The sequence below is a fragment of the Moorena sp. SIO4A5 genome (assembly GCF_010672005.1).
GTDB lineage: Bacteria > Cyanobacteriota > Cyanobacteriia > Cyanobacteriales > Coleofasciculaceae > Moorena.
Map to the genome: position 1 here is coordinate 1 of NZ_JAAHHZ010000100.1, position 22,324 is coordinate 22,324.

18 protein-coding genes and 1 pseudogene are annotated in these 22,324 nt (G+C 43.5%); 8 read left to right on the forward strand and 11 right to left on the reverse strand.

Features of this window, described 5'->3' with window-relative positions:
- Positions 1-247, forward strand: a 247-nt coding sequence (locus tag F6K57_RS24750) for a DUF1611 domain-containing protein (RefSeq protein ID WP_293071309.1), incomplete at its 5' end; no start/stop codon positions are given.
- A gap of 161 nt (positions 248-408) precedes the next feature.
- Here F6K57_RS24750 and F6K57_RS24755 read toward each other — a convergent pair.
- Entirely contained in the window at positions 409-594 is a 186-nt protein-coding gene (locus F6K57_RS24755) for a hypothetical protein (RefSeq protein ID WP_293071310.1), read from the reverse strand.
- A 117-nt stretch (positions 595-711) separates the two neighbouring features.
- On the opposite strand from F6K57_RS24755, the gene F6K57_RS24760 reads away from it, so the two are divergent.
- Positions 712-1,218, forward strand: coding sequence for a DUF3172 domain-containing protein (locus F6K57_RS24760; protein WP_293071311.1), 507 nt, complete (start codon positions 712-714; stop codon positions 1,216-1,218).
- Positions 1,219-1,377: 159 nt separating this feature from the next.
- Positions 1,378-1,587 (forward strand): hypothetical protein, encoded by a 210-nt coding sequence (locus F6K57_RS24765; RefSeq protein ID WP_293022497.1) that lies wholly within the window; start codon positions 1,378-1,380, stop codon positions 1,585-1,587.
- A gap of 26 nt (positions 1,588-1,613) precedes the next feature.
- Here F6K57_RS24765 and F6K57_RS24770 read toward each other — a convergent pair whose 3' ends face one another.
- Positions 1,614-3,677 carry a PatA/PatG family cyanobactin maturation protease gene (locus F6K57_RS24770; RefSeq protein WP_293071312.1) on the reverse strand — a complete coding sequence of 688 codons (2,064 nt, stop codon included), beginning with the start codon at positions 3,675-3,677 and terminating at the stop codon, positions 1,614-1,616.
- 1,072 nt (positions 3,678-4,749) lie between these two features.
- Positions 4,750-6,198, reverse strand: coding sequence for a SagB family peptide dehydrogenase (locus F6K57_RS24775; protein ID WP_293071313.1), 1,449 nt, complete (start codon positions 6,196-6,198; stop codon positions 4,750-4,752).
- A gap of 808 nt (positions 6,199-7,006) precedes the next feature.
- Between F6K57_RS24775 and F6K57_RS24780 the strand changes: the two genes are divergently transcribed.
- Both F6K57_RS24780 and F6K57_RS24785 read left to right on the forward strand, forming a co-directional pair.
- Positions 7,007-7,390: a hypothetical protein gene (locus F6K57_RS24780; RefSeq protein WP_293022490.1), complete on the forward strand. Its 384-nt coding sequence runs from the start codon at positions 7,007-7,009 to the stop codon at positions 7,388-7,390.
- A 194-nt stretch (positions 7,391-7,584) separates the two neighbouring features.
- Positions 7,585-8,355, forward strand: a complete 771-nt coding sequence (locus F6K57_RS24785) for a Uma2 family endonuclease (protein WP_293022529.1) — start codon at positions 7,585-7,587, stop codon at positions 8,353-8,355.
- Positions 8,356-8,499: 144 nt separating this feature from the next.
- On the opposite strand, the gene F6K57_RS24790 is transcribed toward F6K57_RS24785, so the two are convergent.
- From F6K57_RS24790 to F6K57_RS24800, 3 genes are all read right to left on the reverse strand, one after another.
- Positions 8,500-9,069, reverse strand: a complete 570-nt coding sequence (locus tag F6K57_RS24790) for a Uma2 family endonuclease (RefSeq protein ID WP_293071314.1) — start codon at positions 9,067-9,069, stop codon at positions 8,500-8,502.
- A gap of 92 nt (positions 9,070-9,161) precedes the next feature.
- Positions 9,162-9,338, reverse strand: a complete 177-nt coding sequence (locus F6K57_RS24795) for a hypothetical protein (protein ID WP_293071315.1) — start codon at positions 9,336-9,338, stop codon at positions 9,162-9,164.
- A gap of 55 nt (positions 9,339-9,393) precedes the next feature.
- Positions 9,394-9,963, reverse strand: coding sequence for a Uma2 family endonuclease (locus tag F6K57_RS24800; RefSeq protein ID WP_293071316.1), 570 nt, complete (start codon positions 9,961-9,963; stop codon positions 9,394-9,396).
- A 150-nt stretch (positions 9,964-10,113) separates the two neighbouring features.
- Between F6K57_RS24800 and F6K57_RS24805 the strand changes: the two genes are divergently transcribed.
- A complete protein-coding gene (locus F6K57_RS24805) occupies positions 10,114-10,251 on the forward strand; it encodes a hypothetical protein (protein ID WP_293022479.1) in 138 nt (45 codons plus the stop codon).
- Here F6K57_RS24805 and F6K57_RS24810 read toward each other — a convergent pair.
- The 4 genes from F6K57_RS24810 to F6K57_RS24825 all read right to left on the reverse strand — a co-directional run bounded on the left by F6K57_RS24810 (position 10,237) and on the right by F6K57_RS24825 (position 20,145).
- Positions 10,237-10,509: a hypothetical protein gene (locus tag F6K57_RS24810; RefSeq protein ID WP_293022477.1), complete on the reverse strand. Its 273-nt coding sequence runs from the start codon at positions 10,507-10,509 to the stop codon at positions 10,237-10,239. The genes F6K57_RS24805 and F6K57_RS24810 overlap by 15 nt on opposite strands.
- Positions 10,494-10,691 carry a hypothetical protein gene (locus F6K57_RS24815; protein ID WP_293022475.1) on the reverse strand — a complete coding sequence of 66 codons (198 nt, stop codon included), beginning with the start codon at positions 10,689-10,691 and terminating at the stop codon, positions 10,494-10,496. Before F6K57_RS24815 ends, F6K57_RS24810 begins: the two co-directional genes overlap by 16 nt.
- Positions 10,692-10,930: 239 nt before the next feature.
- Entirely contained in the window at positions 10,931-11,440 is a 510-nt protein-coding gene (locus F6K57_RS24820) for a phage tail protein (RefSeq protein WP_293022473.1), read from the reverse strand.
- Positions 11,441-11,664: 224 nt separating this feature from the next.
- A complete protein-coding gene (locus tag F6K57_RS24825) occupies positions 11,665-20,145 on the reverse strand; it encodes a polymorphic toxin-type HINT domain-containing protein (RefSeq protein ID WP_293071317.1) in 8,481 nt (2,826 codons plus the stop codon).
- A 329-nt stretch (positions 20,146-20,474) separates the two neighbouring features.
- On the opposite strand from F6K57_RS24825, the gene F6K57_RS24830 reads away from it, so the two are divergent.
- Positions 20,475-20,639, forward strand: a complete 165-nt coding sequence (locus F6K57_RS24830; protein ID WP_293022468.1) for a hypothetical protein — start codon at positions 20,475-20,477, stop codon at positions 20,637-20,639.
- Positions 20,640-20,733: 94 nt separating this feature from the next.
- Here F6K57_RS24830 and F6K57_RS24835 read toward each other — a convergent pair whose 3' ends face one another.
- Positions 20,734-21,072: a 2Fe-2S iron-sulfur cluster-binding protein gene (locus F6K57_RS24835; RefSeq protein WP_293022465.1), complete on the reverse strand. Its 339-nt coding sequence runs from the start codon at positions 21,070-21,072 to the stop codon at positions 20,734-20,736.
- Positions 21,073-21,316: 244 nt separating this feature from the next.
- Between F6K57_RS24835 and F6K57_RS24840 the strand changes: the two are divergent.
- Positions 21,317-22,324: pseudogene (locus F6K57_RS24840) on the forward strand (citramalate synthase); the annotation flags it as partial.

Genomic DNA, 22,324 nt, shown 5'->3' on the forward strand with positions numbered 1-22,324 from the left:
CGAGACCGTTGCTAGTGCTGGTGGGGCATTTGGTCAGGTAAAGGTGATTGCGATCGCACTTAATACTGGCCACTTGGATGATCAAGCTGCCCGGTCGGCCATTGAACAGGTACAAACAGAGACTGGCTTACCTTGTACCGATGCTGTGCGATTTGGAGCAGATGTATTGTTGAAAGCAGCAATTGGTGATCGGGAGTCGGGAGTCGGGAGTCGGGAGTCGGGAGTCGGGAGTCGGGAGTCGGGGTAAGACAACAATTTACTGTACCTTGTCAGTATGATAAACGCTATAAACATGTTTCCCATCTCCCCATCTCCCCAGCTCCCCAACTCCCCATCCTTACAAGGGTAGGTTTTTTACAAAGGGGCAATTATGTACTTTGATTACGTAGAAATTCCTAAAAATCTGTATCAAAATACACAATTACGGGATAATTCTCCCCATTTCCAGCTTTTCCCGATTCCCGATTCCCGATTCCCGATTCCCAATTCCCGACTCCCGACCCAAATGTAAAAACCTACCCCTGTGAGAACTCCCCATCTCCCCATCTCCCCAGCTCCCCATCTCCCCATCTCCCCAGCTCCCCATCTCCCCATCTCCGGATTAATCTTGGCGTACCTGGCATACTGAAAGAAGGGGGCAAGTAGCAACTACTCCCAGGAAATCTTGACCAAGCAAATTTTAAACGTTAATTCAAACGTTAATTCAATCCAATGAAACGTGAATCCAACAGTTCTAATGGGATGCCTGAACTTAATTACACAACCTTAGCGATTCTTGGTGGGGTTTTTGTCTTGGGACTTGGGGTTGGTATTGCTTTTAGCTCTGGTGCCACTCTCAATCCAGAAAATGTTGCCTCCCGTGAAGTGATTGACCGCAGCGCGCCAAATCCAGAGCTTTGTATTCAGTATGGTGCCAGTGCGATGGTGACGGATATGCAAGTTTTCGTGACTCTCAATCCCTTTAATGTGTATGTGACCCAGCCCAAGATGCGACCTGGGTGTGTTTTACGTCGGAATAACTGGTCAATTTTGGAACAGAGGAGGCTGATCTCATCGGAACAGGTCCGGGAATGCAAAAATCGGATGAATACTTTTGGTTTCACTGGTGTCCTTGAAGGTTCACCAGAAATCCGCTGTATCTATCAAAACGATGCAACCGGTAACTTATTCCTTAATCAAGGGGGTGCCACCGGACCACGGGAAACGGATCAGTTTTGAACTCCGATCTTGCACCAAGTTTAAAATTTACCTGTAAAAGTAGGGAACAGGGAACGGGGAACAGGGAACAGTGATTAAGATTTTACTCTCTCTTGATGCAAAGGGCGAGTGGGAGAAACCCCGTTTTACCGACTGCATCGCTTTCAGTACTGAAATTGATTGTTATCGCTTCCGTTATTAAGTTTTTTTTGTACTGGTGCAAGATTTCAGCCCAGGATTAGTATTTTTATAATACTGTTTTCGTCAATTATTACCCCCTGCTCCCTATTCCCTATTGCCTATTGCCTATTGCCTATTGCCTATTGCCTATTGCCTATTCCCGATTCCCGATTCCCGATTCCCTCCAATATAGATAAGGAAATTGTTTGATTTCCTTATCTCGATTTCATAGGTCCTTAATAAGGAGAAGACCAAGAGCGAACTTCGCCTAAAGTCACAGGAATTAAATCACTAACATCAATGGTAAAGCGGAAGACTTTCTTAGCTCGACGGTTGTTTTCTGGGTCAAAGAATTTCAACTGCACATCCCAACAATCACTATCCATCCGACAGAAAGGACTGCGCTGCACTACAATACTATCTAATTCCATTCCAGCTGCTACTGCTTCAGAGAAAGTTTGAGCTGCTTGGAAAGCGTTTGTTGCCGCAAAATTCAGCGCCCGGTCTTGAGAAGTTTGTCCTAAGTTACGCAGATCATAGTAAACCCGGTTGAGAAAACTGCTGAGGCTTTTCCGCATTTGCTCATCATCTGCCTCTGCCTGCTGACCCCGTACCGCTTCCAAAGCAGAAGAAACCAGCGTATTCACCCTCCAACCGTAGATGCCACGAGGACTTACCGGTTCAACCACTGGAACAACTTGCCCAGAGAACAGTTTTACGGTTCTTCCCGTTAACCGTCCAGGGATACTTACCCGTTCAATGTATTCCTCAGAATCTTCTGCTTGTACTTCCCCAGAGAGCAATTCCTGAAATGCAGCATAGACATCTCTGGCAAAGGACCCCGAAGGTTCGAGGGCGTAAATTGGAGTCAACTCCATATTCAGCGTCCAAATTAAGGACTTGGCTTCCGACAGATTTGCCTCCAGATAGTCCACCATCTGACGGGCATCATAGGGATTTGCTGGCACCTGAGTGCCTTCAATCTCATAAGGTGGCATCAACTGTTTGAAGGAGTCGCGCCGTGCTTCGGTTCCAAAGTCGTAACCCAGGGTTCCGATCACATAAATTATATCGCCACCACTGGCTTGAACGGGCTGGCTGGGGGTAATTGCATTTGCAGTAGTGTTGGACATTGCAGAGATCTGGTGATTTGATGTGGATACAGATGAAGTTGATACAGAGGTCGCGGTGACCGGGGCTTGTGTAGATTGAGGTTCAGAAGCAATAACAGCAACATCAGTGGGTTGTGCAGGGGCTACCGCTGTCTCAGTTGAGGAGGCCGCAACGGCAGGTTGAGCTTCTGTGGGATCAACGGCTGAAGTCACCTCAGCACTGAGTGCCAGTTGGGGGCTAGTTTCTGGCGTTCCGTCACAGCCACAGCCCGATGCTTCAACGGTTGAGAGTTCTTCAGATTCAGACATGGTTTCTCCTGTTAAATCAGTAAACGCCCCAGCAATATTAACCTCACCCACCAAACAACGAGGACGCTGATCGTTTTCCGGTAGGTTACAGGGTAGGGCTGTTTTTAGCAAGGCAGTACGAACTTTTTGGGGGTCAGGTTCTTCACCCCGTTGCCGTTGCAGACTGAGCAAAAGTGCCGCAACTCCACTGACAATGGGGGTGGCAAAGCTGGTGCCACTGAGTCTGACTGTACCACCTCCGGGTTTAGCTCCTAGAATATTCTCTCCCGGAGCCAGAATCCCTTGGTTTTGATAGGTTTGACCCCAATTACTCAGTTCTAGGGGTTGTCCCTGGCCATCCGTGGCTCCAACTGCTAGGACAGCCGGAAGGGCAGCGGGAACGTGTAAACACTCACACCCGTCATTGCCCGCAGCCGCCACAATTAATACATTATTGTCTCGGCACAGACCGACAGCCTGTTGGAGCCAGTCCTCTGCTTCACCATAGTCAGTCAGTTGTCCGCCGCTGATATTGATAATATGCGCTCCGGCATTAACGGCCTGTTCAATGGCACGAGACAAATCCAGTTGGGAGAGGCGGCGACCTTCATCGGCGAACACAGGTATGACTAACCCCTGGCAGTTCGGGGCAATCCCCTGCACAGGAGAACCATGCTGACCCAAAATCAGACTGGCAACATGAGTCCCATGGCTCGACATCCTCCCCCTCGGGTGTGCCTCTCCCTGAACTAACGTTGGCAACCGCTTTAGCCTAGCCCCATCAAAACAAGGATGAGCCTGGTCAACAACCCCATCTAGAACTGCAACAACAACTTGGGAGTCCCCTTTGGTTTTTTCCCAAAGTCCCTGTATTCCTGGGATTTTAGCAATTTCAGACATTGAATCCCAAACTAATTTTGGATTGTTAAGCCATTGGTTAACATACTATGTCCAGTGGTATAGAAGACTGATATAGCCACAAAACTTAATATTTAGGCACTTGCGTGTAAAAAAAATATCAATTAAAGTAGAATGGGCAGAGTTATATATAGCAATTTTTAGCGACGTTTGAGGACAAATCTTATCTTTTATCTTTTTAAGGCAAAAGGCAAAAGGCAAAAGGCAAAAGGCAAAAGGCAAAAGGCAAAAGGCAAAAGGCAAAAGGTAAGCTATCAGCTATCAGCATATGCTTAGATGGGCAAATCCCCAAACTTTCAATTCTGTCAAATCTCGAAATATTAAATTATCCTGTTCGATGTTTATTTTAAGCATTAGGCATTATAGCTGACCGCTGACTGCTGACCGCTGACTGCTGAATGTTGAGGGCAAAAGGCAATATTCAAGAGGGTTTTAAAGGAATCAGCCTCAAATAAAACTGTACCTCATAACTGCGAGAAACGCTAGAATCTGGAATACTCAAAAAAACCAAACTGTTTTTGACCACCCTAAAAGCTTCTTGATGACCTCTTGCCTCTTGCCTCTTACCTCTTGCCTCTTGCCTTTCCCTAAGAAAGTATGTTCATACCTCAAATCGAAATGCTATAGTCCAGGGCTATAGTAGGGTGGGCAAAGTTCTATAATCTAGAATACTCAAAAAAACCAAACTGTTTTTGCCCACCCTACAAGCTATTCCCAATAGTCCAGGGCTATAGTAGGGTGGGCAAAGTTCTATAATCTAGAATACTCAAAAAAACCAAACTGTTTTTGCCCACCCTACAAGCTATTCCCTCGGTTCAGCTCAAATCGAAATGCTATAGTCCAGGGCTATAGTAGGGTGGGCAAAGTTCTATAATCTAGAATACTCAAAAAAACCAAACTGTTTTTGCCCACCCTACAAGCTATTCCCAATAGTCCAGGGCTATAGTAGGGTGGGCAAAGTTCTATAATCTAGAATACTCAAAAAAACCAAACTGTTTTTGCCCACCCTACAAGCTATTCCCTCGGTTCAGCTCAAATCGAAATGCTATAGTTATTAAGGTTTGACTGGAACAGAAGCTAACATAAATTCCCCGACAGAAGACTCTTCATAGTAGTCAATTCCAGTGGCTTTTTGAAATAGATCAGAATTACCTGCTCCGATACCGCAGGGGGCTAAATTCATACTGGTGGCAACCAGATAGAAGGTTTGATACATAACTCCAACGTGTTTTAAAATCGCTGCATAGGCCATGGATTGATATTTCCAAAACATTCGTCCAAACCGGGCGGTAATCACGAATACAACCTGGGGCTGATCATGTTGAGCGCTGGCAAACCAAACATCCTGAACTAATGCTTCCGTTTCTGCGGTCCATGCTGAGACTTGACACAACACATGGTCTAAGGGGTGATAGTGATAGAGTCCCTGTTCTAATCCTTGACAAGAGTTAACCACGGGATAAATTTCCAATTCATAAATCGCACCCCCACCAGGATAGGGACGGTTACTGACCTCTCCCCGTTCTGTATCGAAGAGTTTTTTCACCCTGGCGCAACGATAGAGAAACTGCCCCAATTGTTCAAGGGTGATCGGGGTTTCGTCATATCGCCGGATCGAACGGCGAGTTTCCAGTGCCTGACTCAAGGGCATATCGCTTTGATTGAGTTCCTCTAAGTTGGGTTTTGCCAAGGGAATCACCACATCGGTCATCAATGGCTTCACCCCAGGCAAGGGGTCAATTTTACCGACATAGGGAAATATGCCACCCAAGGGATTATTATGTCTACCGAGGCGACTGCGGGAATGGAACAGTAAATCGTGAAATTCCCAAAACACTAAGGGTGGAGTTGCTTCTTCGCTCTCAACCTCTTCATCTTCTTCAAGAGGACTAGCAAAGGATGCAGACAACATCTGGGCCGCAAACAGTAAACTGAGAAACTGTTGGGCAATCTCTTCAGTAATTCCCGGAATTTCCTGACTCAAGCTGGCAGCGGTTTGGGGTTGAGATAACTGACTCACTAACCCAGGACCCCGCCAGTCTGAAAATTTAATCTTACCTTTGGTAAGGGGAGACTCTAATACCATTTCCCCTTCGACTTGATGGAGATAGGCGAAGCGAGACAGGGTAAATGCGAACGCATCCCAATCAATCTCAGGACAATCGAAGTAATAATCCCCTACCATGGGGATAGCGATCGCAAGGGGAGAAAGCTCAGGGGATGAGGGGGGGATGGCGTGACAGATCCAGCCCAGTTCGATCAGACGATTCAGGTAAGCATCGAACTTTTCCCGGACTTGTGTGCCGTCGGTTTCTAGGACTAAGGTTTGAAGTTGCCCGGCGGTGTGGGTTCCCTGTTTGAGAGCATCTAGAGCAGTTTTTAATCCCGGTTCCGGTTGATGAAATGTCAGCTTACGGCTTGAAGATTGGAGCAGAATATTGCTGTCAACAGAGGTGAGGGTGATTTCGGGTTTGAGGGAAACAGTTAAGGATGAGAAAGTCATTCTTCCAGTCAGAAGTCAACAGTAAGGCTGCATTTAACATTAACCCAAGCTGACAACAGATAACGAGAAGAATTTTTGCGCGTTAGCAACACCCTATATTATACCAAGTTGCGGTCAAACGTACAACTTTCTCTTCCGCCAATCTCCCTATCTCCCTATCTCCCTATCTCCCTATCTCCCTATCCAACCAATCTACTCTGTTTGAATGCAACTCGGTATTAAATTTGATCGGGATTAATGCCCAGCTGTCGTAACCGTTCTGGGAGTTGTTCAGCTCGTTGGTGTTCGAGTTGAGCTTTTTGTTGTCTTTCCTACGTTGCAAAAGCAAGTTCTGATCACAGGCAGCAATCAGTCCAACTTTTGATGCACTGAAAAAACAGATCACACTTGTCTATACAAAGTAGCTAGTCTGCGGGTAAACAAGCTTCTGCTAGTATTTATGGTGCATCTCATATTTGTAAAAAAGATGGGAAGTGTGGGGCCCGGGCGCGGGAATTTTCGCCCGAATTTTTGCCTAATTGCAAAAGCGATGCAGAGGTGCGACCCGTGGCGAATTTAATTACGGGTCAAGCGCACCTAAGCGGTCTTGGGGAGGCAGCGCGGTCTTGGGGGTCTCCCCCACTCGCTATTGCCGTGGTTTCCCCCATGAGCGACTGCATCAAGACACTGAGATGCACCCAGTATTTATTAGAGTTTAGATAATTATTACTAATAACCTGATATTCAAATTGCTATATTTTTCCATTAAAAATGCCTTATTTAAGGTAAATGCAATGTTGTATCACTACTTATTTATCACTACCATACTGTGTACTTCCTTTCCAATGGCAGCAATTACGCCAAGAGCCTGCGTATCTGTGACCGAGTTCCGGCAGAAACTAGCTTTATTGCCGACGCCTTCAACCAAGCGGCTGGTTTCCCAGCTAGTGATGTCGGGATTGCCTTGTTCGAGAGTACCAATCCCTTAGCCACCAGTGGTTTAGCTGAGCCGAACATCTATCTGACTAATATCCCCGATAGCGATCGCGGTCGCTATTACTCACCGGGAACCTCAGTGCCCGCAGGATGTAATGTAGCGATCAACCAAAATGGAGTAGTGGTTGTCGAAGTCGGAGATGTGCCCCAAGCTACTGCACCAGGAGAGCCACCGAATTCCTATGGGTTTATCCGATTCCGGGGTCGAGTCAAGTAAACTGTTAGCCATTTAAATTGTGAATGGGGGCGCTTTGGGGAGATGGGGAGAGCCGAAACACTCAATACTGGCAAATTCTAGCTAGCGATCGCAAAAGTGCTAGTGCAGAAAATGCCAATGGCCAAACCATCACCCATGATTCTCTAGAATTGCCTGACTATCATGATAAGAGCAGGCTCGGAGAGGAACGAATTATGATAGCTAGCACAGCTACTTACGAAGTTACCTGGGAAAAGTTACCTGATGATTTCGTTCTAGATGACGAACCAGTGGATAATATCAATCAACCATCCCTGGCTGCTGCTCTGACACAAAGTTTGGAAATTGCTGGCAAACTACCAGCTAATGCCCTGACTACTACCAATTATGGCATCTGTGCCACTTTGAATGGCAAAATCGCGGTAAAAGCCCCAGATTGGGGATATGTGCCATCGATTCGGGTGCCCAGAGAAGAAGTGAAACGCAGTTATACCCCAACACTTCAAGGGGATATTCCTGCTATTGTCATGGAATTTCTCTGTGATACTGAAGGTGGGGAGTATTCCAACAAGCCAACCTATCCTCCGGGCAAGTGGTTTTACTACGAGCAAGTGTTACAGGTTCCCAACTATGTCATTTTTGAGCCAGACACTGGAGTAATAGAAGTCTATCGGTTAGATGATTCAGGACGTTATCAACTCCAACCACCCGATGGTAATAACCGTTACTGGATTGATGAAATCAGCTTATTTCTGGGTATCTGGCAAGGAACTAAGGAAAACGGAACTGGTTACTGGTTACGTTGGTGGGATCAGCCAGGAGAACTGTTGCTGTGGGGTTCGGAGTTGGTGATCGAGGAACAGCAACGAGCTCAACAGGAACGGCAGCGAGCTGAGCAGGAACGGCAACGAGCTGAACAGGAACGGCAGCGAGCCGAGAAATTGGCAGCGCAGCTAAGAGCAGCAGGCATCGAGCCACAGGGATAATTGCTCAACTGGGATATCATATCCATTCCGGTAGCATTGCTCTTTTCAAGCTTGGGTAATTGGTCATTGGTCATTAGTCATTGTGATTACTCTCAATCCATGACTTATGGCCGATAAATGGAAAAAATAAAAGCCAACCAAAAATTAGTTAACACTTAACCAACTAAACATTTCGGCAACGGATAATTGCCAATCTTTAAGACTATCTAGTACAGGTAAAATTTCTTGATATGATTTGATTTCTGGCAATTGATTCGGTTTAAAGATCATCACTGATTCATCTTCAGGATCAATTAACCAGCCTAATTCTGTTCCTTGGTTCAGACAAAACAGAATTTTTTTTATCACTTTATTCGCAGATTGTTCAGGAGAAAGAATTTCGATTACCCAATCATGATAAAGCTCAAATTTCTTGGCAATTCTTCCTTTTTCTGTTTTCGGAATACGATCCCAACTAAATACTGTAATATCTGGAACAATAGAACGTCCCCCAAAAGTACATCTTAATTCAGGGAAAGCATGGGCGATTTTTTTCGATAAAACAACGTCATTTATCGCTGTACCAAGACGAATTTGTAAGGTACTATGTTCTCCTTGAGGCATAGGTTTTTGTTGAATTTCTCCATTGACATATTCACTAGCAGGTTTCGTTTCAGGAATTTCTAAAAATTCCGCCAGGGTCAACGTTTGTCTAATTTGATTAACAGCAACCATTTATGACCTCCTGTTTGTTAGATTTTAAGTAAGCATTCAGCGGTCAGCCGTCAGCCGTGAGCCGAAGGCTCACGCTTCGCGAACAGCTTATTTTATTCAAAAGCTGTTGCTGTAGCGTGTGCTATGGACATAAACTGTTCCCGTAGCGTGGCCACAGGCCTTTGGCTGATAGCTGTTGCCGTAGCGTTCGCGTAGCGCATTAGCTGATAGCTGATAGCTGAATGCTTAAGATTTTTACTGTTGCTGGATTCAGTTCCAGTAATCCCCACCAGAAAAGCGATGCTCGGTACGAGCCGCTACGCGAACGCATCCTACAAGATCCGTTTACTCTTTCAACCAATCAAATATCTCACCCACCTTAAGCTGCACTGCTTCGGCAAACTCTGGCACCGGCAACACCACCTCTAAGTTCTCAAACAGTTGCACGGATTTATCGGCACTATAGACAAATATCAAGGACTCTTCCGGATCCAATAACCACCCCATGTTAGTACCATTGTCGAGACAATGGAGAATGTTGCGAATGACTTTGGTTTGGCTCTGCTTGGGGGATAAGATCTCGATGGTCCAATCTGGATGTAGATTGAAGGAATTAGCCACTTGGCCATCATGATCACGAGGAATCCGTTCTGTACGAAAGACGGCAACGTCTGGGACAATTGATCGCCCACCAAAGGTACACCGCAGTTCGGGGAATGCCTGGGCAGTTCGCTCTGGCTTTAAGGCGAGTGTTAAAGCAAAACTCAATTCCCGTTGAAGGATGCTGTGCTTTCCTTGAGGCATAGATTTTTGTTGAATTTGTCCATTGACATATTCACTAGCAGGTTTGGTTTCAGGAAGTTCTAAAAATTCCGCCAGGGTTAACGTTTGTCTAATTTGATTAACAGCAACCATTTATGAGCTCCTCAGGACTTACGCGGTTAAGTTGATAAGCGCCCCCCTAGCCCCCCAATTTTGGGGGGTAATGATGTCAAAGTCCCCCAGAATTGGGGGATTTAGGGGGCAAATGCGTAAGTCCTACTCCTGTTTCTTAGATTTTAACTGTTGCTGGATTCAGTTCCAGTCATGCTCACCAGAAAAGCGATGCTCGGTACGAGCCGCTACGCGAACGCATTCTCCAAAACGCGATCGCATCTTTCATTCACTACAACCATCGCACTACAAAAGCTAGATTTGCTTTAAGATATCATCGTACTTGCTGTGTGGGCCGATCCAGAACCATAGAACTCCCTCTGGTTCATCAGAACCTAAAGCTCTATAATTTCTACCTACTCTTACCGACCACAAACTTTTGATCTTTTTTAATTTCAAAGATGGATGTTTGGGATCTTGCTTAAGCAATTCATAGTTCTTATCTGCTAATTCTTGAATTTCCTGTGGCAACTGACGGTAGTACTCCCAAAACTGTGAAGTAGTGAAATGCTTTAAATTTCCTGGCACTTTCCCTCTCTGAATTCTTGCCTTGCTTGTTTAATTAGATGATCTAGCTTGCCAGATTCAAAGTCTTCCTCAATTTGCTTATCCCATAGAGATTCATAGAATTCATCAAGCCATTTAACCAGATCTGTTAATTCTCCCGTAGAGAGTTTCATTACTGCTTCTTTGATTTCTGCGACACTCATAAAATTCCATCGCCTTTATCTACTGCATCTATAATTATAATAGTGATCTCCCATACCGCCAAATTGGGGAAGGGATGGAAGTCTAGAAATACCACAGGAAATTTTTGTCTTGAGGTTAATATTACCGTGTATGTATGGCTTGAGGTGCATAATTTACCACAAACGCCGCCCTCAATAAAATAGCGATCGCCCCTCAATTCACTACAAGCGATCGCCCTATTTCCCAATTTAAGAATCAGCTACACATCCTTCGCCTTGATGATCCAATTGACGTAGATGTTCTTGGGGCGGGTTTCTTTTCCACCTGCCTCCATCATGCTAGCAGTTATATCCCCACTTTTCTGGATATCGCCTGTTGTGTTAGCATCTTTTTTGTCTTGATTACCGTTGCCTGTTGTGTTCTTGAATTTGTGATTGTGAGCTTTAAATTCATCCTCCTGCACAGAACCAACATTATTACCCTCATTTCCACCTCTACCAGAAGCAGTGCGCTCATGAGTATCTGGATCTCGTCCTGCCGTACCATCTACGCCTCGGACAAAGCGACCTCGCAAATCGGGTACCCTGAAAAATTGAGCATTTGAAGCTACTCCATAATAACTTCCAATTACGCCGTTTAGCTCCGGATAGTTGCTCTGTAGATACTGGTTCCCATCGCAGATAAGCCATCCTTGACGTTGTAATTGTCCTGCAGCAGTTCCGTCAGTTTTTCCTGCATATGCCATAATCGTTCCAATTGGTACTGTCATGATTTAAGTTTCTCCTTTGTTTGATTTCAGTGTTTATTTGATAGTTCGATCCATGTCCATAGGACAATAAATCAGGGTTTGATATTTCCTGTTATGGGGGTCGGATCGAATGGTTTTGATTGTGAGTTTTCATAATTTTAGATTCTCCTTTGTTTTATTTCAGTGTTTATTTGATAGTTCAATCCATGTCCACGGATAGGAAATCTTCCCATTTACCCTCCTCTTCACCACCATGCGTGGAAGACGGCAAGCGGATTTCTGATAGAATCGGGAAGATAGGTTAGTGTTCTTGTCGGTAATGTCATCCTATGCCTGTTTTGAATAAACTGATTCTTTTCCCTAAAAACAAAATCCCGAAGAATTTGAGGATCTGTGCTATCAGCAGCAGAACCCATACGCCTTAATTCTTCATGGGCTAATTTAGCAGGGAGGGAATCGAAAGGAGACGCTAAACCTCTATTCGCGTTGTAAAGTGCGCGTGAGGGACTTCCAGGTGGCATTCGGAATTCCCTTGCAATATCAGAGTTTATCGCCTGCCTTGTTAGTCTATTTGCTATAATCCTCCCACATGGAGGATTATGAACCAAAATCCGTTTCTGGGTTACATAATAAGTATGCGCCCCGCCTACTTCAAAATTAAAGACTTGCGATCGCTCTAACTTCATTTCAATCCTGTCTAGACTTAATTTACGCCCAGCTTTATTGAGCAAAATATCGCCTTTTTTTAGACCTTCCGCAGGAGTCCAACCTTTTCCATTTACCCAGAAAGGATGCTCTGGGGTTGTTATAATTTCCTCCTCTCCAAAGGTAAGCAGAACAATATATCTTGATGTCCGCTCAAATGCTTCCAAAACGGGATACAATCCTACTTCACCCGTGTCTTCATTGAAAGCCCAGACTAAATCACCTTTCTCGATTTTTTCAATCGCTATAAAACCATCTTCAACCGCTACCTCAGTACCTGCCACAAAACATTTGGTTGTGTTATCTTCGGCAATGGTAGCAGCACCTCGTTCTTCTAAGGTTGCGGCACCTTTTTCTTCAGCAGTAGCAGTAGCTCTTTCTTCCAGGCCAACAGCAACTCTCTCTGCTGCTTCTTCCTCTCCTCCTACTGGTATAAGTAGGGAGCCTACTTCTGCGATACCTGCACCAAATTGCTCATCCTTGTTAATCTTGAATGGATGTGGAATCCCTACAGATTTCCCTTGAGACATCCTGTATGCGGCATAAGCCATACTGTAAGGTGAAGAAATTATATTGGCAAAGTTATAAGCATCAACGCCTAAGTTGACCGCCTCCTTACCTAAGCCTGAGAAAAAGCTTGTAAACGAACCAAAATTTCCTGTTGATAAAGACTTATCCAGGTCAGGTGCCAGGAATTTTATAGCGAAATGACCGACAGGGTTGATTTTTGACCAAACATGATACACAGATTTGGTGATATCACCTAGAAAACTGAAAACGGATTCTCCTGTTGGATCAGTATGTGATAGAGGATCGTTTCCTGCATAGAGATAGGGACTGAAAAACTCTCCTGCGGGGTCAATGGTATAGAAACGCCCCAACGTGCTGTCGTACAAGCGTGCGCGATAATTATATAAGCCAGTTTCTGGCTCGTATTCCTGTCCGGTATACCGATAACTGAGAATTTGCCCATCCCCTGTTGTTCGCAGTAGATTGCCAAACGGCATATAGTCATAGGAAGCAGCAACTGGATGCTGATCACCGGAAACATCAATAACGACTCGACTAGAACCCTCGTGATCCTTCAAGACATAGTAGAGTTTCTGGTTTTTCACCATCGCCAGCAAACCACCAGGTCCATAGATATAGAGAACTTCAGACTCCCCATTGTTTACATCCCTAATCTTCTCCAGCAACGGATAGGAGTTCATACCCCGGATATACAGTTTGGCAGTATTAGGGGAATTCCCACGCCAAGATTGTTTCAAAACCCGTTGATTCTTACCACCATAAGCATAGGTAACCAGACTGACAGTTTCATCATCTACCGCAATTGATCTGGTCAGTTGAGTCATGGGGTCATAGGTAAGCTTAGAGAGTGGCTTATTTAAGCCGCCAGCCCCTTTAATGGCAGTAGTAATATTGCCGTTGTCATCATAGTGGAAATCATCCTCGTTCCCACCAGTATTTTTGACCTGATTCGTACCTGGAAGGTAGGAGAATTGCGCCTCATCGCTACCCCGTTTAACATCCAAGAAATTCCCATTAGGATCATAAGTGACAGGTTGACCAACACCGAGATTACCCGTTTCGATCTGGTTATTCTGGGCAACCTTTAACTGGTCGATATTATCGTACTCAAACCGATAATTATAGGCTTCGGGAGCATTTTCCCAAGCGAAAGCCTGTTCAATTTGACTAATTTCGCCATTGTAATAGCCGTTATCGTCACTTTCTTGGGGCGTATATTCAAGGGTTTCGTTAAAGAAATCGTCAGCAATTTGAGTCACCCATCCCGGCGAATTATACTGGTAATACCGTTTGATTTGACCAGAATTGCCATTGTGCAACAACTCTGCTTTCAAGCTGCCATTAGCGTTATAGTGATAAGCTGCCAATGTTTCTGGCTGATCGGGAGATGTGCCAATGCCCTTGAGATAACCGAGATGGTCATAGGTGTAAAAGATTTCTGTGGGGCTTTCACTGCTTGTTTCTGTCCCATTGGGATAAGTTATCTTAATGACATTGCCCAGGTTATCGTATTCATAATGGGTAATATAGGTTTCATCCCCATAAGCATTGACTTTGAGGGTTTTGCTGAGAACATCCCCATATACATCATAGGTAAACGTCTCCTCCACATCTGGCTTACCGTCATCACTATTATTGGTTAAGATTTTAGTTAACGCACCGATGGCATAAGGAGAAACCCCATCTCCATCATAGAAATACTTTTTTCGCCAAGTAGGGGGAGTTGATGGCCAATCAGGAGTTTCGGCTTTCTCCTGAAGGTCAGCTTCATCCCAAGTATATTCTAGATACCCCTTTTCCACAGGTCGGCTCAGGCGATCGTACTTAGTATAAAGAATATAGGGTGATTGTGCTGCTGCTCCATTAGCATCCTGCATGAAACGAGGTTTGCCCCCTCGGTCATAGATGTATTGTGAGGACTTATTATCAGGATTATAACTTTGCGTCAACCGACCTAAGAAATCATACTGATTGGTGGATACCCATTGTTCCGGTTGCGAGCCATCAGGGGGCTGGTAATAGTTGGGGGGTTTAGTGGTAACTAGCCTTCCAGCATCATCATATTCATAGGCAAGGGTGATATATTCATTTGTTTCCGGTTCAATCAGCGTTTTCTTGGCAAGTATTTGGCCTGCTTGATCTTTGAGGGTATAAGTCTTGACCCCATTGGGATCGGTAATAGTCTTGATCAGATATTCGTTACCAGGAAACTTGAACTCGCCAAAAACATCCCCTTCCCCGTTAATCCCATAACCATACCTCAAAGTATGATTCAGAGCAGGATTGTCTGTATTTGCGATCGCAAAATCCTTCCCTGGTTTACCCCTTTCCATCACCCGCGATAACGGAGAGTTCTCAAACAACTTACGAGAATAAGGATAGCCCCCATCATCGGAGAAACCGCCCCCTGTAGCTGAGTAATACTGGGCAACATCCCCTTCCATTACTCCAGTTTCCCAATCAAATGTAGTGACAAAATTACTCTGAAAAGCAAACAAAGTATTCTCATATTGAGCCGTTTTTGTCTGCACTGCTGCACGTCCAAGTTCGTCATAGATAGCTTGGTTAACCAGACAATTTACTCCTTCTAGCAATTGGGTTTGCTTCTTGCGACCATTGCCATCGAGATAGTCAATAGAGGTCATCGGATCTTGGAAGACGACAACATCTTGATAAGAAACCCGATCTCCACAGAACAAGCTCAACGCCCCAGAAACCGTCTGGTCTAGGATGCCAGCAAATAGTTGTTGCCCATCAACATAGAAAAGAACAGCACTCTCTATAGCAACAAGAACCCAATCTCCCGCAGGTTTCATAGCCGATGGAATCTTATCACCGTTTACCTGCCACCCATCCGAGGACGACCATTGAACGGTCAGATGTGAGCCAATGGAGATACCAAGGGGCTGATTCACTGTTTCTGGCGGAGTTACTTGCACTCGCACCCCATAATTAGAGTAAGCATCGGAGTTTTTGAGAGTTATCTGGTCTGTTTGCGTACCAACGTGAACCAAAGCCTCATTTTCCACCTTCCACGCATTGGCATCTCCATCCCATATATCCTGCCATTGTCCATCATGGAAGTTATCGTAAATCCCCCCATTTCTGGCAGCAATCCGCAAGCTACTGTTAGGATCTGTCCCAGTGAATGCGTCATTCCCTTGTCGGGAATAATAGGGTACTGTTAAAGTACGGACATTTTCATCTGGGCCAATAGTAGCTATCATTCGCTGATAGTTGTCATAGACATAGCGCAGAGTGTCGGCATGATTGCCAAGTTTAGCTGTCATGATTTTGTATTTAGTGTCATAGACATTCCCTTGGAAACCACCCATCAAAGGAACAAAGCAAATATCATCGATTAAAAAAGATTTAGATGTTTTTTGATTAGATATTTCTAGTCCTAACTGTGTTCCTTGAATTTTATTTGTATCAATTACATGATGCCAATATTGCCATACGCTATCAGTTGATTCAATGGGCACAGTAATAGGTTGCCCTACAGGGTTATCACCGTTGTAAAATTGTAGTTGAACTTGGGCTTTACCCCCATCTGTTTCAAACGCTGTTTCTGTTTTAATCCAAGCATAAATAATATAGGTTTGAGCAGTATTATTCAGGGTTAGATATGCTTGTTTTTTGAGAGTAAAATTAGGGTGAAGTCGCAAACTAGAAACACCTGTATGAGCATCTCCGGTGACAATCAAAGCAGTTATATTACCTTGATTTATACTCCAATCACTGAGATTCTCGTAAGCTTCAAACCCTGTATAAGTTACCTCTTCAATCGTAGCATTAGTAAATTGAGCAACAGGATAAAATTGCTGGTTATCTAATAGAGTTGAAGTGTGAACCCCATTGACATCAATCAAATCTTGCGCTACTCCATTTGAGGTACGATAAATTACTTCTGAAACCTTCAACCAATCTGTTTTATTTGGTTCACTTAAATTATCCCATTGGTCAAAAACAGCATCTTCATTAAGTCCTTGATAGGTTCGGTATAGCCCCCATTTACCTCCTCCCCAATCTTTCCAAGTTGAAACTGCGATCGCTGTGGTTTTATCATTATTTTTACTAACAGTTTGGACAACAGGAGTGAGGATATTTTGTTGTCTCAATTCCTCATACTTTTCCCAACCATAAACAGAAGTTTGTGTCAGTGTTTCCTTTTCACCCAAACTATTGTAATTGTAAGTTGTCTGTGTTTTTAGCAATCCCATTGCCGAGTCATATTCATATTCAACCGCTCGTTTAACTCCCACATCTGATGCATTACCATTTGAGTCTGTGGTGCTAATTTCTTGGTCATAGAGAATACTTTCCTCGCGTTTCTGTTGAATATAAAACCCGTATAAATCAACCGGCCTTGACTCTCCTAATTTCTGTCTTTGGGTTACTATGTTATATTCCACAGTTACAGTTTGGCGAGGTAACTTATCATCTGTTGAGTTATAGGCTTTCTGTTGATACAGAGAACCATGCAAGAAGCTGTAGTAAGAGGGAGGGTTTCCTTGAAAGTCCTTAAACCCTAAACCTTCTACTGAAAGTCCATTAAAGAAAAGATGTTCAGTCTTCCCAAAAGGAGTTAATTGTGAATTGTCACTGCCTTGTATCACCGTAACATGAGGATATTGAGTAACAATTCCTTGAGCACTAATAACTATATTACCTGTATCGTAATCATAGCTAGTCTGACTTTCTTGATAACCGTCATTAATAGTAACTTTTACTACAGGTAAATCAGTAACATTGCCTTGAATTGATTCATTAAAAACATAATAGAGATTCAATTCAGAAGCTTGATCAAAATTGTCCCCTTTGTAAGTAACAAAAGCATTCAATCCAGCTAAATTAGTTCCCGATTTGCCTTTACTGCTTTCGTTATCAACATAAATCCTTTCTGAGAGAGATTGAGGATTAACAACCTTGCCATTTTTTAACAAAAATATCTGAGTCTGTCCATCATTCGTCTCGCAAGCAATATAAAAAGGAGCGCGGTTAATTATGCTATCAGGCTTAATCTCCGGTGGAATTGAGTGTGGATCTTTGTTAAATCCTCCTTGATTATCTCTGTAAAAAATTGCGTCCCCAATAGTGATAAAGTTACCACTGACAGTGGGTTGATAATCATTAATAATTCCATCTAGATTGAAATCTTTAGTTGGGATATAACCTCTAAAAATATTGTCTAGTAAAGAATTTAGCCATTTACAAACAGTCTGGTAAAGTCTAGTTATCCAATTGGGCGTAGTTGTTGACAAAGACCCCTCTAAGTCAGGGGTTTCCCATTGATCTTGATAAGGATTGTAAGCTTTTATATCACTGGAATCTGAACTTGAGGCGATCGCTAAATCAGAACCATAAGCCAACTTTGTTGCTTCATTTCCACTAGAAACATTCAGATTACTATCTATCCAGTCACTGCCATTATATCGCCAGAGATTACCAACATTTGCAACTAAGCTGCCTGTAGTTATGGAATAACCAAAGGGTTCTTTTGTATCTTGAGGTACGCTGTAGGATTTGCTGAAAGGTTGAGGATTGACTTCAAACTGAGCATCCCATTGATAGATGGCTACTTCATACTCAATATTGGTGCCGATACTTTTAACAAAAGTTGCTGTAGCCGAGTCATTACCCAAACTCCAATTAAGCAAGGGATTACCTTGTGCATCTTTTTCAACTGGACTGATCGTAGCAATTTCTTTTTGATCCCATCTTCCGTAAATTTCATCTTGGTAATATAACACCAGTTCACAGCTTTTAGAAACAGGATCATAGATACCAATAGTAAAATAATTACCGAAAGCAGCTAAAGCATAATTACCTTTACTTATATGTATACGGGGACGGGGAGGACTCCATATCTGATTCGGCTGATTCCAAACCCATAAATTAGCATCTGCACCAGACACAGCAGCAACAACAAAACTACTACCAGCAGTAAGGTGTGTTAAGGAATCACTTGAAGGTAAATCTAAAGAGTAACTATCGGGTAAGTACCATTTACCAAAACGCCCCTTTTCCTGATGGAATAGATACACATTCATTTGAGAATTTGACTTGAAACTCAGCGCAAATAAATTACTCTGAGTTACTACCTGCAAACTCTCAATATCTAGCTGACTAGAGATACTTTTATCATCCTCTATCCAGTTACCATTCCAGCTATATACTTTGACATCTAAATTTCTCCCACTATCATCATAATAAGCAACTACAACATAATCACCACCAAACCAAACACGAGGAATACCGTTGCCAGAGATGGGTATATTATGAGAAGTTCCAATTAGATTCTTTTTGTCGTAATTGAAATTAGCAATACTACCTGTAGGATAAGTAATGTTTTTTAATGCACCACGATGGACATTCTCATTTATATCCTCTGGATTCGTGTAATACTCAAACTTATAACCAGGTAAAGACTCTCCCTCTGCATTTTTCTGAGTTATTCCTGTTAGATAACGCTTAGAGAAATCCGCATTATTCTTAAAATAAGTTAAGGAAACATTCTCCAACTCATAATCAAACTGAACAGAAAATAACAGCGATGCTGATTCCTCTTGTCTCACCTCAATGGAGTCGATAAACTTAGTTTCATACCGATCCTGATAAGCATGACGGTTTGATTGTCCGCTATCTTCATGGGGAATCTGATACTCTCTTATTTGGTCATCATACTGTTTAGGTTGGTAGACAAAATTAACAGTACGCCCATCTAAAGCAGTAATTTGTTTTAAGTAAGTAGCTTGGGTATATTTATAACCACCGATACCAATTTCTTTTAAATCAACTTCATAGCTAAAAGTAACCTTTTCGCCCCAAGTATTTTGAATTTCTGCTAAATTCCAAGCTAGTACAAAAGGTTCCTGTCCTGATGTATTCGTAGTGCTACCAATCCAGTTACCATTCCTACCACCCCATTTCACGCCCCATTGAATATAGGGATTTTTGTCTGCTGGTTGGCTTGTATTCCCTCCATAAGTCTGCTTTACCCCATTTTCCTTGATAATCACCCATTTTTCTTCGTTTGGGTAATAGCGAATATCCCAAGGTTTATAGTCTTCCGTCTCAAAATTCCATGCACCATCCTTAGTTACGCCGTCTTGATGTAGCCGATTAGCCCCTCCCCCGGAAACGAGGTAATATTGGTCATCGTAGGTAGAACCCGTGCTTTTATTATCAATGGCGATCATTTCATAGGGCATATTCCAACCCAACCCCAGAATTCCTGTCGGTGCTTCCAAATTCCAGGTATCCACCAGATTTTGAATGTTACTCTGGTACATGATGGCGACCTTAACATCCAAATCGCCTCTACCCGGAAGGGATATTAATTCCAAGGGAAGGTTAACATCGCCTCGGAAGAGATTTACTGAATTGGGTATGGTGCCAATACCACTCCCATCCATCTGAAATGTTCGGATAACTGGGAGTTCAGATAAAGTACTTGGAGAGTAACCACTAGAAGTTATTTGAGTCATTTAGACATATCTTCTATCTAATTGGACTTTGGACAAAAAGCAAGACCTAGTTACATAACTAGAGCAGGGGAAACGCCATAATCAATAAGGATTCTTCTTAATACATTAATATAACTATGCAATAGCGCTGTTCATCAAGGATTAGTATGATCCTAATCCTTGCTCTATCTCACATTTTTGCTCAGTTTTTCTGACGCTTTCACTGATAACTATAGCAGTCCTAAATTAAAACAATTACCTAATTACACATAAGTTTACATTCACTTCTTGTAAGTTTACATTCACTTCTTGCCCTGGCCGATGAGCGAGTCTTGGCTCGCTTTAAATCTATGGCATGTGAGGCTATAATTCCTCCAAAATCTAACCGTAGAGTGCAACGAAAGTACGATAAACAGCTTTACAAAGCGCAACATCTTTTTAAGAATTTATTCCCTAAAATCAAGCAATACCGTGCCATGGCAACCGGTACGATCAAACTGCTAGAAATGTCTTAGGCACAATTGATCTCGCTGCTGCTGTTGTTTGGCTTAACTGACGACACGCCCTAGGTTTTAACTACAGCCGAGGTTCCAGTCACCATCGACAACTTCATGATTCTGGGGTCCAGACAGTTTTATCTCCTTGCCCCCAAAAGCCATCATATTTGGTAAGACAAACATCACCTAAAACCTTTGTCTGACAGGCTAAGCGGCGATTTGCCGTCGGAGAATGGGGCGGAAGCGATCGCCTAGCTTTATCCTTCCAATTTGGCTCGGATACTTCCCCGTCTATCTCAACCGCACAGGTACCACAGCTACCTAATCCTCTACAGTTAATTAGTTTAGCGTTGCCGTTGTATAGGGCAACCCCATGGTCTAGTAACACCTTGCGCAGATTACTGCCCTGGTCACATTCAAAGCTTTTTCCTTGTGCTGTTACTTTAGGCATTATTCAAGATTACTCCTTATCTGTAGCTTATTTTTTAATACAATTAGATGCAGCTATGTTTAGTGTTGTGAACAAAGCCAATCTGGCAATACACTAAGGTGCTCTTATTGTTTGATGGTTCTAGATAAGCTGCGTTTATAAATATCTAGAGGTCTAGTCCTCTGACTAAGCTTTAGGCCCTCAAAGCTTACCCTTAACTACAATTTACATTTCTTTACGATAAAGTCAACTTTTATAACTGCCCATGACTTCAACAACTTCTCACCCCATCTGGATTTACGATACAACGCTGCGGGATGGTGCCCAGCGTGAAGGAATTTCATTGTCTCTAGAAGATAAGTTACGCATTGCTCGACAACTGGATGAGTTAGGTATTCCCTTCATTGAAGGAGGATGGCCAGGGGCAAATCCGAAAGATGTGCAATTTTTCTGGAAGCTCAAAGAAGAACCTCTCAAACAAGCAGAAGTAGTAGCCTTTTGCTCAACTCGACGGCCAAACATGATCGCTGCAGAAGACCGGATGCTGCAAGCTATTTTAGCTGCAGGAACGCGCTGGGTGACGATTTTTGGGAAATCCTGGGATCTTCATGTCACCGAAGGGCTGAAAACTAGCCTAGAGGAAAACCTAGCCATGATTCGGGATACCATAGAATACCTCCGTAGTCAAGGGCGTCGGGTGATTTACGATGCAGAACACTGGTTTGATGGCTATAAAGCCAATCGAGACTATGCCCTCAAAACCCTGAAAGCTGCTAAAGATGCGGGTGCAGAATGGCTAGTACTGTGTGACACCAACGGTGGTACCCTACCCGATCAAGTTAGTCAAATTGTTAGAGATGTAGCTAAAGAGTTGAACGTTGGAAGGTTGAATGTTGAAAGTGAGTTGAACGTTGGAAGGTTGAATGTTGTTCGCGAAGCGTGGCCAAAAGGCCAAGGTTCTAAGCTTCAACCCGCTAAGCTTCAACCCGCTAACCTTCAACCCGCTAACCTTCAACCTGCTAACCTTCAACCTGCTAACCTTCAACCTGCTAACCTTCAACCTGCTAACCTTCAACCGCCTAACCTCCAACCCATGTTAGGAATCCATACCCATAATGATTCAGATACAGCGGTTGCTAATGCCTTAGCTGCGGTATCTGAGGGAGCCTGTATGGTTCAGGGAACGATTAATGGTTATGGTGAACGTTGTGGTAATGCTAATCTCTGTTCTGTGATTCCTAACTTACAGTTGAAGCTTGGTTATTCCTGTATT

What these genes read in the sequence shown, in the direction of transcription:
- F6K57_RS24830 (WP_293022468.1), top strand. Translation starts at nt 20,475, where the DNA reads ATGGCATGTGAGGCTATAATTCCTCCAAAATCTAACCGTAGAGTGCAA.
- F6K57_RS24825 (WP_293071317.1), bottom strand. Translation starts at nt 20,145, where the DNA reads ATGACTCAAATAACTTCTAGTGGTTACTCTCCAAGTACTTTATCTGAA.
- F6K57_RS24755 (WP_293071310.1), bottom strand. Translation starts at nt 594, where the DNA reads ATGGGGAGATGGGGAGCTGGGGAGATGGGGAGATGGGGAGCTGGGGAG.
- F6K57_RS24770 (WP_293071312.1), bottom strand. Translation starts at nt 3,677, where the DNA reads ATGTCTGAAATTGCTAAAATCCCAGGAATACAGGGACTTTGGGAAAAA.
- F6K57_RS24835 (WP_293022465.1), bottom strand. Translation starts at nt 21,072, where the DNA reads ATGCCTAAAGTAACAGCACAAGGAAAAAGCTTTGAATGTGACCAGGGC.
- F6K57_RS24790 (WP_293071314.1), bottom strand. Translation starts at nt 9,069, where the DNA reads ATGGTTGCTGTTAATCAAATTAGACAAACGTTGACCCTGGCGGAATTT.
- F6K57_RS24760 (WP_293071311.1), top strand. Translation starts at nt 712, where the DNA reads ATGAAACGTGAATCCAACAGTTCTAATGGGATGCCTGAACTTAATTAC.
- F6K57_RS24820 (WP_293022473.1), bottom strand. Translation starts at nt 11,440, where the DNA reads ATGACAGTACCAATTGGAACGATTATGGCATATGCAGGAAAAACTGAC.
- F6K57_RS24785 (WP_293022529.1), top strand. Translation starts at nt 7,585, where the DNA reads ATGATAGCTAGCACAGCTACTTACGAAGTTACCTGGGAAAAGTTACCT.
- F6K57_RS24815 (WP_293022475.1), bottom strand. Translation starts at nt 10,691, where the DNA reads ATGAGTGTCGCAGAAATCAAAGAAGCAGTAATGAAACTCTCTACGGGA.
- F6K57_RS24775 (WP_293071313.1), bottom strand. Translation starts at nt 6,198, where the DNA reads ATGACTTTCTCATCCTTAACTGTTTCCCTCAAACCCGAAATCACCCTC.
- F6K57_RS24800 (WP_293071316.1), bottom strand. Translation starts at nt 9,963, where the DNA reads ATGGTTGCTGTTAATCAAATTAGACAAACGTTAACCCTGGCGGAATTT.